Below are 14808 nucleotides of genomic sequence, written 5' to 3'. Positions count from 1 at the left end.
CCCCCACCGACCGTTTCGCACCTTCGACCACCCGACGGGAGCCACCGGCCCATGGCAACACTGGCGAAGCCGAACCTGCCCAGGTTCGACGTGGACATCTTCCAGAACGAGTTCCTCGCGGACGGCGCCCGCGAGGTGAACGCCATCGTCACCGTCACCGCGACCGGCGGCGGCACGTCCGGCGGCCGTCCGCTGGGAGTGTCCGACGCGGGGTCGCAGGGCGCGGGCAACCAGTCCGCCGCCGTGGTGATCATGGTGGACTGCTCCGGCTCGATGGACTACCCGGCCAGCAAGATGCGCGGCGCCCGGGAGGCCACCGCCGCCGCCATCGGCACCGTCCGCGACGGCGTCGCCTTCGCCGTGGTGGCCGGCACCCACGAGGCCCGCGACATCTATCCCGGGGACGGCACCCTCGCGATCGCCTCCGAGGCCACCCGCGCCCGGGCCAGAGAGGCGCTGCGCCGGCTCAACGCGGCCGGCGGCACCGCCATGGGCACCTGGCTGGCCAAGGCCGACAAGCTCTTCCTCAGCCGCCGCGACATCGCCATCCGGCACGCCATCCTGCTGACCGACGGCAACAACGAGCACGAGTCGGCGGCCGACCTGGACCGCGCCATCGAGCGGGTGACCGGCCACTTCACCGCCGACTGCCGAGGCGTGGGCACCGACTGGAAGGTGGACGAGCTGCGCAAGATCTCCTCCGCGCTGCTCGGCACCGTCGACATCGTCGCCGAACCGTCCGGCCTCGCCGAGGACTTCCGCTCGATGATGGCCGGCGCGATGGGCAAGCAGGTCGCCGACGTCGCGCTGCGGATCTGGACGCCGGCCAACGCGGTGGTCAAGTTCGTCAAGCAGGTCGCTCCCTCGGTGGAGGACCTGACCGGCCGCCGCGCGGAGGCCGGCCCCCGCGCGGGCGACTATCCCACCGGCTCCTGGGGCGACGAGAGCCGCGACTACCACGTCTGCGTGGAGGTCCCGGCCGCCGCCGTCGGCAACGAGATGCTCGCCGCCCGGGTCAGCCTGGTCCTGCCGCCGCAGGCCGGCGGCGGGCCCGAGGTGCTGACCCAGGGCCTGGTCAAGGCGGTCTGGACGGACGACCTGGCCTCGTCCACCCGGATCAGCCCGCAGGTGGCCCACTACACCGGGCAGGCCGAACTGGCCTCCTCCATCCAGGAGGGGCTGGAGGCCCACCGGGCCGGGGACGTGGACCGCGCCACCGCGAAGCTCGGCGCCGCCGTCCGGATCGCCCACGCGACCGGCAACGAGGGCACCTTCAAACTGCTCCAGAAGGTGGTGGACGTGGTCGACCCCAAGGAGGGTACGGTTCGGTTCCGTAAGGACGTGAGCGAGGCCGACTCGATGACCCTTGAGACCCGGTCGACCAAGACCGTACGTGTGAAGAAGTGACCGGTGAGGACGTGACCGGGCCCGAGCCCGGCCTGACGCTGCCCCAGCTGGCTGGAATTGAGGGGGGACCTGATGCCGATCTGCCCGAGGGGCCATGAGTCGCAGGCCGAGGACTGGTGCGACTTCTGCGGCTTCCCGATGACACCACCGCCACCGATCCCGCCGCCGCCCGGCACTCTCCCGGGCGCGCACGGGATCCCTGGGACGCCCGGAGGGCACGCGGCCCCCGGCGGCTACGGCTCCCACGGCTCCCACAGCTCCCACGGGGCGCCCGGCGGTCACGGCGGAGCGCCGTTCGGCGGACCGGTGGCGCCCGGCGCGGTACCGCCCCCTGCCACGCAGGGCTACCCGGAGCTCACCGAGGGCCTGGTGGTCTGCCCGATCTGCCGCAGCCCGCAGACCGGCCGGTTCTGCGAGGAGTGCGGGTACGACTATGACCTCTCCGCGCCCTCGCACCGCCAGCCCACGGCCGACGGCGGCATCCCCGGGCAGGCGGCCGGGCCCGCCCCGCTGAACATCCCGGCCGCGTACGGCGGCAGCCCGCAGCCCGGCGGCCAGGGACAGCAGCAGCCGGCCCCGCACCAGCAGCCCCAGCACGGCCAGCTGTCGCACGCCCAGCCCCAGCACGGCCAGCCTCAGCACAGCCAGCACCAACACGGTCAGCACCAACAGGCCCAGCACCAGCCGCAGTCGCAGCAGCCACCGCAGCCGCAGCACCCGCAGGGCCCCCACGGCGGCGCGCCGTCCGGCTACGGCTACCCGCCGCCCCAGCCCGCCAACGGGCAGCAGGCGCCCGCACCCGCACCCGCACCCGCGCACGGCTCGCCGTACCAGGAGAACCCGCCCCGCGAGGACTCCGGCCCGGTCTACGCCCAGCCGGGCCCGACCGGTCGCGGCGAGGAGTTCGGCACCTCGTTCAACCTGGCCCCGCCGGTGCCGCCGCAGGTCCAGCAGGCTCCCCCGCAGGCCCAGCAGCAGCCCCCGCTGGGCCACCCCGGCCAACCAGGGCACCCCGGCCGGCCCGAGCCGGTGCGGTCCAACTGGCTCGCGGTGGTCTCGGCCGACCGCGACTACTTCACCGACATGATGGCCCGCAGTGGCCCGGAGGCGGCGGGCCTGTTCTTCCCGCCGTACTGCCCCGAGCGGCGCATTCCGATCACCGGTCGCGGCCAGCTGCGGATCGGCCGGCGAAGCCAGCACCGCGGCACCGTACCGGAGATCGACCTGTCGGTACCGCCGGAGGACCCGGGCGCCTCGCACCAGCACGCGCTGCTCGCCGAACAGGCGGACGGCAGCTGGGTGCTGGTCGACCAGGACTCCACCAACGGCACCACGGTGAACGGCGGCGCCGAACCGATCGCCCCGCACACCGCGATCCCGCTGAACGACGGCGACCGGATCCACATCGGAGCGTGGACCACCATCACCCTGCACCGCGCCTGAACCTCCGTCCCGGGCCGAGCGGTCGTCAACCACCGCTCGGTCCGGGCGCATTACCGCCCCAGGCAAAATGATCTCCCAAAGACCGTGCTCCACCTGCACGGCGTTCCTGAATACCCGTAGGGTCAGGATGTATGACTGCTGCTATATCCGCCGACGGAATCCGTCAGCGGTACGGGGACGTACAAGCCGTCGACGGAGTGTCACTCACCGTCGAGGTCGGCGAGTTCTACGGGATCCTGGGCCCGAACGGCGCCGGGAAGACGACCACGCTGGAGATCCTGGAGGGAATCCGCAAACCCGACGAGGGCCGGATCGAGCTGCTGGGGATGGCTCCCTGGCCGCGTAATCCGAAGCTGCTGCCGCGCATCGGCGTGCAGTTCCAGGCTTCGGCCTTCTTCAACAAACTGACGGCACGCGAGACGATCCGCACCTTCGCCTCCTTCTACGGCGTCGGCCCCAAGCGCGCCGACGCGATGCTGGAGCGGGTCGGCCTGGCCGAGTCGGCCGCGGTGATGACCGACAAGATGTCCGGCGGCCAGGCCCAGCGACTCTCCATCGCCTGCGCGCTGGCCCACGACCCGGAGCTCGTCTTCCTGGACGAACCCACCACCGGCCTCGACCCACAGGCCCGCCGCAACCTCTGGGACCTGCTGCGGGGCATCAACTCCGAGGGCCGCACGGTCGTGCTCACCACCCACTACCTGGACGAGGCGGAGGTGCTCTGCGACCGCGTCTCGGTGATGGACCACGGGAGGATCCTCAGGACCGGCGCTCCGGCCGCCCTGGTCCGGGAGATCGACGACACCGTGCGGGTCAGCGTGGAGTCCGGCCTGCTGAGCGCCGACACCGCCCGCGAACTGCTCGCGGCGGCCGGTGCCGAGATCGCCTCGATCGAGGACGACGGTGTCTCGCTCTCCGTCTCCACCCGGCTCCCGGCCCCGGTGCTCTCCGTACTGGCCGAGCGCAACGCGTTGCGCGGCCTCGAAGTGCGCGGCGCCACCCTGGAGGACGTCTTCCTCCAGCTCACCGGACGGGAGTACCGCGCATGAGCGCCGACCGCACCCAGGCCACCGCAGTGCCCGCGCAGCGGGCCCAGGCCCCGGCCGGCGGCCCCGCCGGAACGCCGGAACGCGAGCGGGTCAGCGCCTTCGGGAGTCTCTCGCGGGTGATGCTGGTCTCCTTCGTCCGGGACCGCGCCGCCGTCTTCTTCGTGATCCTCTTCCCGTTGATGTTCCTGCTGCTGCTCGGCACCCTGCTCAAGGGCGCCACCAGCCCGCACGCCAAGGTCGTCCAGGTCGGCGCGGTCCAGATCCTGGACTCGGTGCAGGGCGACGGCCGGGCCCAGCTGGAGAAGGTCCTGACGATCAACCGCAGCGACGACGAGGCCGCCGCGCTGGACAAGGTCCGCAAGGGCGACCTGGACGCGATGATCAAGGAGGGGCCGGACGGCAAGGTGGTACTGCGCTTCAGCGCGGCCGACCAGGTCCGCGCCGGCTCCGTCCAGGGCATCGTCAACTCGGTGGTCCAGCAGGCCAACCAGGCCGCCACCGGCAAACCGCCGGCCTTCGTGCTGGACGCGAGCCAGGTCGAGGACAACTCGCTGAAGCCGATCCAATTCCTCACTCCCGGCCTGCTCGGCTGGGCGGTGGCCACCGGTGCGGTGTTCAGCGCTTCACTGACCCTGGTCTCCTGGCGGCAGAAGAAGGTCCTGCGGCGCCTGCGGCTGGCCCCGGTCAGCGCCGGGTCGATCGTGGCCTCCCGGATCGCGGTCTCGGTGCTGACCGCGCTCGTCCAGACGGCCGTCTTCATCGCGGTCGCCACCACCCCGTTCTTCGGGCTGAAGCTCACCGGAGACTGGTGGCTGATCATCCCGCTGGTGGTGTGCGCCACGATCGCCTTCATGTCGATCGGCCTGCTGGCCGGGTCGGTCGCCAAGACGGAGGAGGCGGCCAACGGCATCTCGCAGATCATCGTGCTGCCGATGTCGTTCCTGTCCGGCTCGTTCTTCCCGGCCGACAACATGCCCGGCTGGCTGAAGACCTTCTCCGAGGTACTACCGCTGAAGCACCTGGTCAGCGCGGCGCAGTCGGTGCTCTCCCGGGGCGGCGGCGTGATGGACGCGCTGCCGACGATGGGCGGGCTGCTGGCCTTCGCCGCCGTGCTCACCGCGATCGCCGGGCGGTTGTTCCGCTGGGAGGACGCGTAGCAGCCGCTCCCCGTCGAGGGGTCCCGCACGGGGTCGTAGGCCGGAAGTCCCGGTGTACGACCCCGTCGGCGTCTGCGACCATGGTCGGGTGAAAGAGATCCGGCGTGGCACGCTCAGCGAGGAGACGTTCTTCGAGCAGGTCGGCGGCGAACCGACCTTCCGTCGACTGGTGCACCGTTTCTACCAGGGCGTCGCCGAGGACGAGTTGCTGCGGCCGATGTACCCCGAGGAGGACCTCGGGCCCGCCGAGGAGCGCTTCGCCCTGTTCCTGATGCAGTACTGGGGCGGCCCCCGCACCTACAGCGAACAGCGCGGCCACCCGCGGCTGCGGATGCGGCACGTGCCGTTCAAGGTGGACCGCGCGGCGCACGACGCCTGGCTGAAGCACATGCGGACCGCCGTGGACGAACTGACCCTGCCGGCCGACGCCGAGCGCCAGCTCTGGGACTATCTCGTCTACGCCGCCGCCTCGATGATCAACACCGAGGGCTGACCGGCCCGGCCTGCCGCCCGGAACGCGACGGGTCGGGTCGCGCCGGGTCCGGTCCTACCGGACCGGGCTGAGCCCCAGACCCGCGCCCGGCGCGGCCGCCGTACGGACCGCCACCGATCCGGCCGGGGCGCTCAGCCGGAGCCAGCCGCCGGCCCGGTGCACGGTGAGCGGGACGGCCGGCTTGAGGAAGCCGATCACATAGGCCGCGTGCACGGCGCGCAGCGGCAGTTCGGGCAGGGCGGCGACCGGCCGGGACCAGATCTCGTCGGCGAGCGCGTCCAGCACCGCACGGGTCCGGTGGTGCTCCGGAACGGCCTCGCTACGCTCGCGGAACTCCCTCACGCCGGCCATCAGTTCGGGGTACACCTCGTCAACGGGGGGCTCACCGGCCGGCCGCCAGCCGGAGCGCGGCGGCAGCAGACCCGCCCAGGCCGGGCCGGTGACGGGCGCGGGCAGCGTGACGGTGTTCGCCTCGCCGTTCACACCGTCCAGCAACTGGCCCGCCGAGACGGTGCGGTCGACGGGCGCGGCGAGCGCGGTCAGCCGCGCGGTGCGGATCGCCAGCGCGCCCGAACCACCCAGCGGCAGCCGTCCGAAGACCGCCAGCACACTGTCGGCCCCGGACCGGGCCACCGCCTGCAACCGCACCGCCGCCGCCTTGTCGAAGCGCAGCAGGCGGACCAGGAAGGCGGCCAGGTCGGCGGCCTCCCCGGCGTCGGCGAGGGCGAGGGGGGCGGTGGTGGTCAACGCTCGTCAGCTCGAATCGTCAGGTCGTCGGTGGTGGAGCGGATGCTCAGGCGGCCGCGCCGGCCGTCTCCCCGGCCGGGCTGCGGTCGTCCATGCTGCGGTCGTCCATGCTGCGGTCGTCCATGAAGCGCGTGAGGAACTCCCGCTCCACCGGGCTGATCCGGCGCGGCCGGCCCTCGGCCAGGTCGTAGGGGACGACCACGGTGGACGCCCGGACGTACACCGTCTCGGTGCCGTCCTCGGCGGTGTCCTTGATCTCGTACGAGACCGTCAGCGAGGCGCCGCCGATCCTGGTCACCCAGGTCTCGATGGTGACCGGCTCGGGCCGGTGCACCAGCGGGCGCTTGTAGTCGATCTCGTGGCGGGCCACCACCGAACCGCCCGCGAACTCCCCCGCCCCGGCCGCGGCGGCCTGGGTGAACATGAAGTCGATCCGGGCCTCCTCCAGGTACCGCAGGAAGACCACGTTGTTGACGTGCCCGAAGGCGTCCATGTCGGACCAGCGCAGCGGGCAGGCGTAGATGTGGCGTGCCACGAGTGTTCTCCTCGACGTCCGTTGACCCGCCGGACGGCTGTGGCGGCGGGCCGCGGCCCGGCAGGCCGCCCCGGAGGGCAGTCTGCCGGGCCGTTGTGACAGCTGGATGTCAGCCTCGGGTCAGCTTCTTGTAGGTGGCCCGGTGCGGACGGGCGGCGTCGGCGCCCAGCCGCTCGATCTTGTTCTTCTCGTACGACTCGAAGTTGCCCTCGAACCAGAACCACTTGCTCTCGCCCTCGTAGGCGAGGATGTGGGTGGCCACTCGGTCCAGGAACCAGCGGTCGTGGGAGATGACCACGGCGCAGCCGGGGAACTCCAGCAGCGCGTTCTCCAGCGAGGAGAGCGTCTCGACGTCCAGGTCGTTGGTCGGCTCGTCGAGGAGCAGCAGGTTGCCGCCCTGCTTGAGGGTGAGCGCCAGGTTCAGGCGGTTGCGCTCACCACCGGAGAGCACGCCGGCCGGCTTCTGCTGGTCCGGGCCCTTGAAGCCGAACGCCGAGACGTAGGCGCGGGACGGCATCTCGACCTGGCCGACGTTGATCCAGTCCAGGCCGTCGGAGACGACCTCCCAGAGCGTCTTCTTCGGGTCGATGTTGGCGCGGGTCTGGTCGACGTAGCTGATCTTGACCGTCTCGCCGACCTTGACCTTGCCGGAGTCCGGGGTCTCCAGGTCCTGGAGCATCTTGAACAGCGTGGTCTTGCCGGCGCCGTTCGGGCCGATGATGCCGACGATGCCGTTGCGCGGCAGGGTGAAGCTCAGGTCGTCGATGAGGATCTTGTCACCGAAGGCCTTGGAGAGGTTCTCCACCTCGATGACGATGCTGCCCAGACGCGGGCCCGGCGGGATCTGGATCTCCTCGAAGTCCAGCTTCCGCATCTTGTCGGCCTCGGCCGCCATCTCCTCGTAGCGGGCCAGACGGGCCTTGGACTTCGCCTGGCGGCCCTTGGCGTTGGAGCGGACCCACTCCAGCTCCTCGCGGAGCCGCTTGGCGCGCTTGGCGTCCTTCTGGCCCTCGACCTTGAGGCGCGACTGCTTGCTCTCCAGGTAGGTGGAGTAGTTGCCCTCGTAGCCGATGGCGCGGCCGCGGTCGAGCTCCAGGATCCAGCCGGCCACGTTGTCCAGGAAGTACCGGTCGTGGGTGACGGCGACGACGGTGCCGGCGTACTTGGCCAGGTGCTGCTCCAGCCAGTTCACCGACTCGGCGTCCAGGTGGTTGGTGGGCTCGTCGAGCAGCAGCAGGTCGGGGGCCTCCAGCAGCAGCTTGCAGAGCGCCACGCGGCGCTTCTCGCCACCGGAGAGCTTGGTGACGGCCCAGTCGCCGGGCGGGCAGCCCAGCGCGTCCATGGCCTGCTCCAGCTGGGCGTCGAGGTCCCAGGCGTTGGCGTGGTCCAGATCCTCCTGGAGCTTGCCCATCTCGTCGAGCAGCGCGTCCGAGTAGTCGGTGGCCATCAGCTCGGCGATCTCGTTGAAGCGGTTGAGCTTCCCCTTGATCTCCTTGACGCCGTCCTCGACGTTCTCCAGGACGGTCTTGGTCTCGTCGAGCGGCGGCTCCTGGAGCAGCATGCCGACGGTGTAACCGGGCGAGAGGAAGGCGTCGCCGTTGGAGGGCTGCTCCAGACCGGCCATCATCTTCAGCACGGTGGACTTACCCGCGCCGTTGGGGCCCACGACGCCGATCTTCGCTCCGGGGAGGAAGCTGAGCGTCACGTCGTCAAGGATGACCTTGTCTCCGTGCGCCTTGCGTACCTTGCGCATCGTGTAGATGTATTCCGCCACGTGAGATCGCTCCGGCGTCGTCGGGAGTAATTCGGCTTGCAGCCTTCCATTGTGCCGCACCCGCCGGGAGCCCCGAACCGCCCCGGCTGCCCCACCGGGGTATCCGCCCGGGCCACCGGACACGGCGGCGCGAGGGCAGGGACGGCGGACGCGGCGGCGCGAGGGCAGGGACGGGCATGACGGCGAGGTGCCCCGGACGCGAAGCGGCCCGGCCCCCCGCAACAGGTGCGGGGGGCCGGGCCGGGGGTACAGCCGCCTTCGGCGTGCGGCGCCGGTGGCGTTCGGGCGCTCTCGGCGCCCCGGCTGCCTCAGTGGGCCGGCAGCCTCAGTGCCTCAGCGGCCTCAGGCGGCGCTGCGACCGTGGCGGCCGCGACGGCGCAGGACGAAGACCGCGGCACCGCCGGCCACGACCAGACCGCCGGCGGCGGCGGCGATCATCGGGGTGGCGTCGTTACCACCGGTCTGGGCCAGGTCACCGGTGGTGCCGGGGGCCGAGCTGCTGCCGGCCGGAGTCGGCTGCCCGGCCGCGGTGCTGGGGGCGGCCGACGGCGTACCGCTGGGGGTGCCGGTCGGGGTGCCGGTCGGGACCGGGGTGGCCGACGGGCTGGAGGTCGGCGGGGTCACGCTGGAGACCTTGCAGTCCAGGATGCCCTTGAACTCCTTGCTGAAGCCGTTCGGGCCGGTGACGGTGATGTCGTAGGCGGTGTCCTCCGCGACCGGGACGACGACGCTCTCGGCCTTGCCCGGCTGCACGGTGAGCGACTTGCCCGGCTTCACCGTGACGGTGGCCGCCTCGTCACCACCGTTGGTCACGGTGACCCGGACGCCGTTGGAGTCGCACTCGACCTGGGCGGTGCTGTCCAGCAGCGCGCCCTTGCCCTGCCTCCAGGAGCCCTTGGCCGCGTCGGTGACGCTGAGCTTGGTGGAACCGGCCAGGATCATGGTCTGGCTGTGCTTCTCGGGGGTGTAGCCCTTGCTGAGGAAGACCCGGCCGCTGGGCACCACGGTGTCGGCCGCGGCCGTGACGGTGGCCGCGCCGTCCGGGGTGCCCGCGGGCACGTCCAGGAACAGCTGGGTGTCCTTGGCGACCGGACCGGTCAGGCCGGTGACCGGCTTGCCGTCCTTGTCGACCAGCTTCACCTTGTCCGCGGCGTCGCCGGACAGCGCCAGCTTCACCTCGGAGGCGCTGGAGTTGATGGTGAACGGGCCGAGCTTGTTGCCCGGCTTGCCCGACGCCGAGTCCGGGGTGAGGCTCAGCGAGGGCTTGGGCTCGGCGGCGATGCCCTTGTTCTTCTCGCTGACCAGGTAGTCGCGCAGTTGCTTGGCCTGCGAGTCCTTCGGGATGGCGTTCTTGCCGTCCGAGAAGCGCCAGATCGCGGCCTGGGTGCCGGCGGCGGCGTCCTCCTTGGTGAGCTCGCCCTGGACGCCGGCGTCCGTGGCGAGCTTCTTGAGGTCCGTCACCTGCGGGTAGGAGTTCTCCAGGATCCAGCGGATCTTGGCGGCGTCCTGCGCCTTCTCCTTGCGGCCGAGCGAGCTCGACTTCCAGTCCGACTCCTGGTACTCCACCCCGCTGGTGATGTTGACCGGGTGGTCGATGTCGATGCAGTACGTCTGGATCACACCGTTGGCCGTCTTGAGCGTGAACAGACCGCCCTGTATGGAGTGACCGCCCTCGATGGCGATCTCCTCACTCGTCATCGTCGGCTGAATGACAGCCGTGACGCCCGCACCGGGCGCGTCAGCCGCAGCCGCCGCACCGGCCGCGAGCAGGCTTCCGCCCAGCACCAAGCTGGTCGTGAGCATGACAGTGGTGACGCGCGGAAGACTCCGCCCCTGCCTGTGGAACATCTGGGATCCCTCCGGGCCGGGCCATGCCGATGGGCAGCCCGCCTTGCATTGCCGCGCCCCCTGTGGCGCAGCCGCATGTGTGTGAACCAGACGAATCCTATTGAGTCCAGGAGGCGCGCAAACCCCCATGCGAAATCAGGACGATTCCGTATCTGTATCGTTATCAACACTCCCAGCTTCCACACAAGCTGACGCTCAGCCAGAAAGTCTGGATCTTTCGGTAAACCGATCCGGGATTGCGCGTGCGGGCACAACAACCGTCTCGATCAACATATTTGTCGACAGTTAAGATCACCCGCCGGTCAGATCAGGGCAGCCTGCTCGCCACCCCCATTCCCCTCGTCGGCCACCTGGGCGCCCGTCACCGACGCCATCGCCGACGCCTTTCGCGCCTCCAGCGCGTCCGCGATCCAGCCCGGCACGGCCTCCCCGACGAGCACACCGGCCGCCGGCCCGGCACCGCCCACGGACTCGCCCCTGACCCCCGACGACCAGCGGAAGACCGTGGTACCGCGAGTGAGATCGTGTCCGACCGACCGGGCGTCGATCTCGACCCTGCTGCGCCGTGCCTCCCCTTCGGTCCACTCGCGCACCCTCAGCCGACCGTTCACCACCACCGGATCACCCTTGGCGAGAGAGCCGATCAGATGCACCGCCAGCGCACGCCAGGCCGTCACCGTCACCCACTGGGTCTCGCCGTCCACCCAGCCGTCCTTCTGCCGGTCGTAACGGCGCTCCGTCGACGCCAGCCGGAAGTTGGCCATCGGGACACCGCCGGCCGTCTCGGCGTAACTCACCTCGGTCGCGACATTGCCGATCACCGTCACCTGGGTCTCGTTCACAGAACACTCTCCGTTCTCCGCGATGCACCGTACGGAATCGATCGGCGCGAGTTGAGAGTGCTCTTCCCCGGAAATCAACGCCAGCGAGATCGGAAATCCTGTGGACAACTCGGGCCTGTGGAAAACCGGGGTCACTCGCAGGAGTGAATTTGAGCCCTTCAAGAGTCCGCTTCACACCCACTTCCGCGCGGCCATGACAAGAAACCGGCCGCTTCCCGCCCCGACCGCACACCCCGAAGGGTGGTTCACTCCACCGTCCGCGCACGTCATCCGACCGAACGAACCCGAATACGACCCCCCACCCGCGTTGGCCGCGACACTTTCTCCGTGCCGAATCCATAACGGGTGGGGCGGCAGCCCCGTAACGACTGCACAACGTCCGGCACGGAAGGCCGCCAGACCGCTGCACTCACGGCCTTCACCTGCGATTATCGGACCGCTCCACCGAAGCCGACACACCCGCGACGGTGTTGTTACACCCGGCCGAGGAACTGGACACCCTTATCCTGTCCCCGACAGGGCAAGGGTCCGCCAACCCCCACCCGCACCCTCAGGCACGGGGCCGGACAGCGGGCGCAGCACGCGCCCGTCGCCCGACCCCGGCAACGGTCACGCCCGCCAGGGCGCCGCCCGTCCCGCCCCCATAGCTCAGCGGATAGAGCACCCGCCTTCTAAGCGGTAGGTCGCAGGTTCGAATCCTGCTGGGGGCACACCTCACCTCTCACCTGGGAAGTCGCCAGGCGTTCGGCACTTTGGCCCAATACGCGGCGGTTGGACACCAACCGCCCGGGCAAATTGGCCATCACTACCCAGCGTGACCGCACAGCAACGCCGGCGCCGGTTTCACCGAATCCCCCGCCCGTTCCGCCCGACTCTCCCATTACCTCCCGGGTCCGATCCCCGCACGCCCGGAACCCACCCGCGGACACTCGGTGAAATCGGCGAACACGAGGCGTCGCAGCCCGCTCACTTTCTGCTGGCATATGCACGACGGAGAAGCGGAACACCCGCACCCGGGGTACCGGAGGACATTCGCCGCGAACACAGCGAAGCTCACATCACCGACCTCCCCGAGCGGGCCTCGGGAGGGAAATGCGCACCTGGCATTCCGCAGCCCGAGAACCGCCCCCGAGCGGCCGGTGGATGACACCACGGTTCCTCCCCGCCCGGCAGCACACCACGAAGCGGGCACCGCCCCGCTCAACCCGCCGTCGCAACCGCCGGGTCCGCCGGGTCCGCCGCCGTCGGCAGACCGGCCAGATAGCCGTCCAGCAACGCGGTCTGCCGCTCGGCCGGGAACTCCCCCGGGGCGAACAGTGCCTGGACCACCAGCCCCAGCACGAAGGCCTGCGCGCCCGCCGCGAGCCGCGCCGCGTCCGCGCCGGCCGGCAGCTCGCCGAGCCGCTGGGCGTCCGTGATATGCCCCGCCAGCGCCTCCCGCGAGCGCCCGTAGCGGCCGGCGTGCGCGGCCGCCAGCTCGGGGTCGGCCAGCGCCACGTCCCAGGAGCCGACCCAGATCCGGTTGCCCGCCACGGCCGCCTCGTCCAGCGGTAGGACGTCCAGCAGCGCCGCCCGCAGCCGGGCCAGCCCGGCCGGCGGCGGGGGGCCGTCCACCGGGGCGGCGCGGCGCGGGCGCTCGCCGGACCGCCGGTCCAGCACGTCGAGCGCATACGCCACCAGGGCCCGCTTGTTGGCGAAGTAGTGCGTCAACAGCCCGGTGGAGGCGCCCATTTCGGCGGCCACCGCACGCAGCGTCAGGCCTTCGAAGCCATGGGCCGACAGCACCCGCCAGACCGCTTCGGAGACTTCCAGGCGGCGGGCGGCATGGTCTCCACGGGCTGGCGTCATGCCGCTATCTTACGTACCAAACGTTTGTTATGTATATATGACTCAACCGGTTCGCACTCCGGCCGCACCCCGCCCCTCGCTCCGAAAGGCCCGCCCGTGTTTGCCGTACCGCTCGCCGAGAACGCCGAACTGCGCCCGCTGGAGCCGTGGCAGGCGGCCGAGTTCCTGGCCCACATCGACCGGGCCCGCGCCCACACCGACCCCTGGATCCCCTGGGCCTCCCGCTCCACCGACCTCGACTCGGCCCGCGCCACCCTCCAGGGCTACGCCGACAGGCAGGCCGCCGACACCGGCCGGATCTACGGCATCTGGCTGGACGGCACGCTGGTCGGCGGCGTGATGTTCGTGCACTTCAGCGCCGACGCGGGCAACTGCGAGATCGGGGTCTGGACGGAACCCGCGGGCGAGGGCCGGGGTCTGGTCGGCGCCGCCGTCCGCCATCTGATCGACTACGCCTTCGGCACCCGGGGCCTGCACCGCGTCGAGTGGTACAGCAGCTCGGCCAACGCCCGCAGCCGGGCGGTCGCCCAGCGCATGGGCATGAAGCTGGACGGCACGCTGCGGGAGTTCTTCCTGCACAACGGGGTCCGCCACAACAAGGAGGTCTGGTCGATCCTGGCCCCCGAGTGGAAGCCCGCGGGCTGACGCCGACCCCGGACGGGGCCCGGTGGACGCACCACCGGGCCCCGCCGCGCCCGCCCGGCGTCCGGCGTCCGGCGTCCGGCGTCCGGCGTCCGGCCCGAGGCCACCGAGAACGCCCTGCGCGCCTTCGCCCTGATCGAACGGGGGCTCGGCGACCACTGCGCCGCCACGCCCTGAGAGAGTGGGCCCCACCACGATCTCCCGGAGGTACGCATGGCCCGGCCGCCGCTCACGCGGGACCGCTCCCCGTTCCCGACCCAGGTCGAGGGCCTCAACGCCTTCACCGGCGAGGACGGCGTGGCCGTCCTGGAGTTCGCCCGCCCGCACCGGCGCAACGCCGTCACCCTGGCCATCTGGCAGGCGCTGCCCAGGGTCCTGCTCCGGCTCGCCGAACAACCGGGCGTCCGCGCCCTGCTGGTCACCGGGGCGGGCGGAACCTTCAGCGCGGGCGCGGACATCGCCGAACTCGTCGAGGTCTACGCCGACCCGGACCGGGCCGACGACTACCACGCCGTCAACGTCGCCGCCGAGGAGGCGCTGGCCGCCTTTCCGCACCCCACCGTCGCGGTGGTGCACGGCGCCTGCGTCGGCGGAGGCTGCCAGCTGGCCGTCGCCTGCGACCTGCGCTTCGTCGCCGAGGACGCCCGGCTGGGCATCACCCCGGCCAAGCTCGGCGTGGTCTACCCGGCGGTGCCGACCCTGCGGCTGGCCCGGCTGGTCGGCCCGGCCCGGGCGAAGTACCTGCTGTTCTCCGGGGAGTTGGTGACCGGGCGGGACAGCGCCGCGATCGGCCTCGCCGACCGGGTCGCGCCGGGCGCCGAACTGGACGCCGCCGCACTGGAGTTCGCCCGGCTGCTGACCCGGCGCTCGGCGCAGACGATCGGCGCCGTCAAGGCCGCGCTGGCGGTGCCGCCGGAGCACGCCGCGGCCGCCCTGGAGCCCTGGGAGCGGCGGTCCCGCGAGGCCGGGGACGTCCGCGAGGGCCTCGCCGCCTTCCTGGAGGGCCGCCCGCCCCGGTTCTGA

At 71.5% G+C, this 14808-nt stretch carries 13 protein-coding genes and 1 tRNA gene; 8 read left to right on the top strand and 6 right to left on the bottom strand.

The features are described from left to right. The first annotated feature begins 51 nt into the window (after positions 1 to 51). The 5 genes from ACIQIB_RS26680 (at position 52) to ACIQIB_RS26660 (ending at position 5549) form a co-directional block, all read left to right on the top strand. The gene (locus tag ACIQIB_RS26680) at positions 52 to 1407 is read left to right on the top strand and encodes a VWA domain-containing protein (RefSeq protein ID WP_363608076.1); all 1356 of its coding nucleotides are present in this window, start codon (positions 52 to 54) and stop codon (positions 1405 to 1407) included. A gap of 72 nt (positions 1408 to 1479) precedes the next feature. Beyond that, on the top strand, positions 1480 to 2850 hold the full coding sequence (locus ACIQIB_RS26675) for an FHA domain-containing protein (protein WP_400761114.1): 1371 nt from the start codon (positions 1480 to 1482) through the stop codon (positions 2848 to 2850). A gap of 131 nt (positions 2851 to 2981) precedes the next feature. Next, on the top strand, positions 2982 to 3899 hold the full coding sequence (locus ACIQIB_RS26670; protein WP_363608078.1) for an ABC transporter ATP-binding protein: 918 nt from the start codon (positions 2982 to 2984) through the stop codon (positions 3897 to 3899). Beyond that, positions 3896 to 5056 carry an ABC transporter permease gene (locus ACIQIB_RS26665; RefSeq protein ID WP_363608079.1) on the top strand — a complete coding sequence of 387 codons (1161 nt, stop codon included), beginning with the start codon at positions 3896 to 3898 and terminating at the stop codon, positions 5054 to 5056. The genes ACIQIB_RS26670 and ACIQIB_RS26665 overlap by 4 nt, the downstream gene beginning before the upstream one ends. 88 nt (positions 5057 to 5144) lie before the next feature. Further along, a complete protein-coding gene (locus ACIQIB_RS26660) occupies positions 5145 to 5549 on the top strand; it encodes a globin (RefSeq protein WP_400655816.1) in 405 nt (134 codons plus the stop codon). A gap of 54 nt (positions 5550 to 5603) precedes the next feature. Here ACIQIB_RS26660 and ACIQIB_RS26655 read toward each other — a convergent pair whose 3' ends face one another. The 5 genes from ACIQIB_RS26655 to ACIQIB_RS26635 form a co-directional block, all read right to left on the bottom strand. Continuing rightward, a complete protein-coding gene (locus tag ACIQIB_RS26655) occupies positions 5604 to 6296 on the bottom strand; it encodes a hypothetical protein (protein WP_400761111.1) in 693 nt (230 codons plus the stop codon). A 46-nt stretch (positions 6297 to 6342) separates the two neighbouring features. Next, on the bottom strand, positions 6343 to 6831 hold the full coding sequence (locus ACIQIB_RS26650) for an acyl-CoA thioesterase (protein WP_400761108.1): 489 nt from the start codon (positions 6829 to 6831) through the stop codon (positions 6343 to 6345). A gap of 109 nt (positions 6832 to 6940) precedes the next feature. Beyond that, positions 6941 to 8605 (bottom strand): energy-dependent translational throttle protein EttA, encoded by a 1665-nt coding sequence (ettA, locus tag ACIQIB_RS26645; protein WP_363608083.1) that lies wholly within the window; start codon positions 8603 to 8605, stop codon positions 6941 to 6943. Positions 8606 to 8947: 342 nt separating this feature from the next. Further along, complete coding sequence (locus ACIQIB_RS26640) at positions 8948 to 10408, bottom strand: Cys-Gln thioester bond-forming surface protein (protein WP_400761105.1); 1461 nt, start codon at positions 10406 to 10408, stop codon at positions 8948 to 8950. A gap of 347 nt (positions 10409 to 10755) precedes the next feature. After that, a complete protein-coding gene (locus ACIQIB_RS26635) occupies positions 10756 to 11430 on the bottom strand; it encodes a single-stranded DNA-binding protein (RefSeq protein ID WP_400761102.1) in 675 nt (224 codons plus the stop codon). 502 nt (positions 11431 to 11932) lie between these two features. Between ACIQIB_RS26635 and ACIQIB_RS26630 the strand changes: the two genes are divergently transcribed. Beyond that, positions 11933 to 12005: transfer RNA gene (locus tag ACIQIB_RS26630), tRNA-Arg, on the top strand. Between the two features lie 490 nt (positions 12006 to 12495). On the opposite strand, the gene ACIQIB_RS26625 is transcribed toward ACIQIB_RS26630, so the two are convergent. Beyond that, on the bottom strand, positions 12496 to 13143 hold the full coding sequence (locus ACIQIB_RS26625) for a TetR/AcrR family transcriptional regulator (RefSeq protein WP_363608086.1): 648 nt from the start codon (positions 13141 to 13143) through the stop codon (positions 12496 to 12498). Between the two features lie 96 nt (positions 13144 to 13239). Between ACIQIB_RS26625 and ACIQIB_RS26620 the strand changes: the two genes are divergently transcribed. Together ACIQIB_RS26620 and ACIQIB_RS26615 are read left to right on the top strand one after the other, a co-directional pair. Continuing rightward, positions 13240 to 13788, top strand: coding sequence for a GNAT family protein (locus ACIQIB_RS26620; protein WP_363608087.1), 549 nt, complete (start codon positions 13240 to 13242; stop codon positions 13786 to 13788). A 210-nt stretch (positions 13789 to 13998) separates the two neighbouring features. After that, entirely contained in the window at positions 13999 to 14808 is an 810-nt protein-coding gene (locus ACIQIB_RS26615) for an enoyl-CoA hydratase/isomerase family protein (RefSeq protein ID WP_400761099.1), read from the top strand.

This window comes from Kitasatospora sp. NPDC092286 (genome assembly GCF_044755565.1).
In the GTDB taxonomy this organism is placed as follows: domain Bacteria; phylum Actinomycetota; class Actinomycetes; order Streptomycetales; family Streptomycetaceae; genus Kitasatospora.
The sequence above is the reverse complement of the archived record's forward strand: the minus strand, read 5'-3'. Positions and strand labels throughout refer to the sequence as shown.

Bases quoted from the DNA above. Each gene is read 5' to 3' on its own strand.
- ACIQIB_RS26670 (WP_363608078.1), top strand. From the start codon at position 2,982: ATGACTGCTGCTATATCCGCCGACGGAATCCGTCAGCGGTACGGGGAC.
- ACIQIB_RS26665 (WP_363608079.1), top strand. From the start codon at position 3,896: ATGAGCGCCGACCGCACCCAGGCCACCGCAGTGCCCGCGCAGCGGGCC.
- ACIQIB_RS26680 (WP_363608076.1), top strand. From the start codon at position 52: ATGGCAACACTGGCGAAGCCGAACCTGCCCAGGTTCGACGTGGACATC.
- ACIQIB_RS26675 (WP_400761114.1), top strand. From the start codon at position 1,480: ATGCCGATCTGCCCGAGGGGCCATGAGTCGCAGGCCGAGGACTGGTGC.
- ACIQIB_RS26640 (WP_400761105.1), bottom strand. From the start codon at position 10,408: ATGCTCACGACCAGCTTGGTGCTGGGCGGAAGCCTGCTCGCGGCCGGT.
- ACIQIB_RS26625 (WP_363608086.1), bottom strand. From the start codon at position 13,143: ATGACGCCAGCCCGTGGAGACCATGCCGCCCGCCGCCTGGAAGTCTCC.
- ACIQIB_RS26615 (WP_400761099.1), top strand. From the start codon at position 13,999: ATGGCCCGGCCGCCGCTCACGCGGGACCGCTCCCCGTTCCCGACCCAG.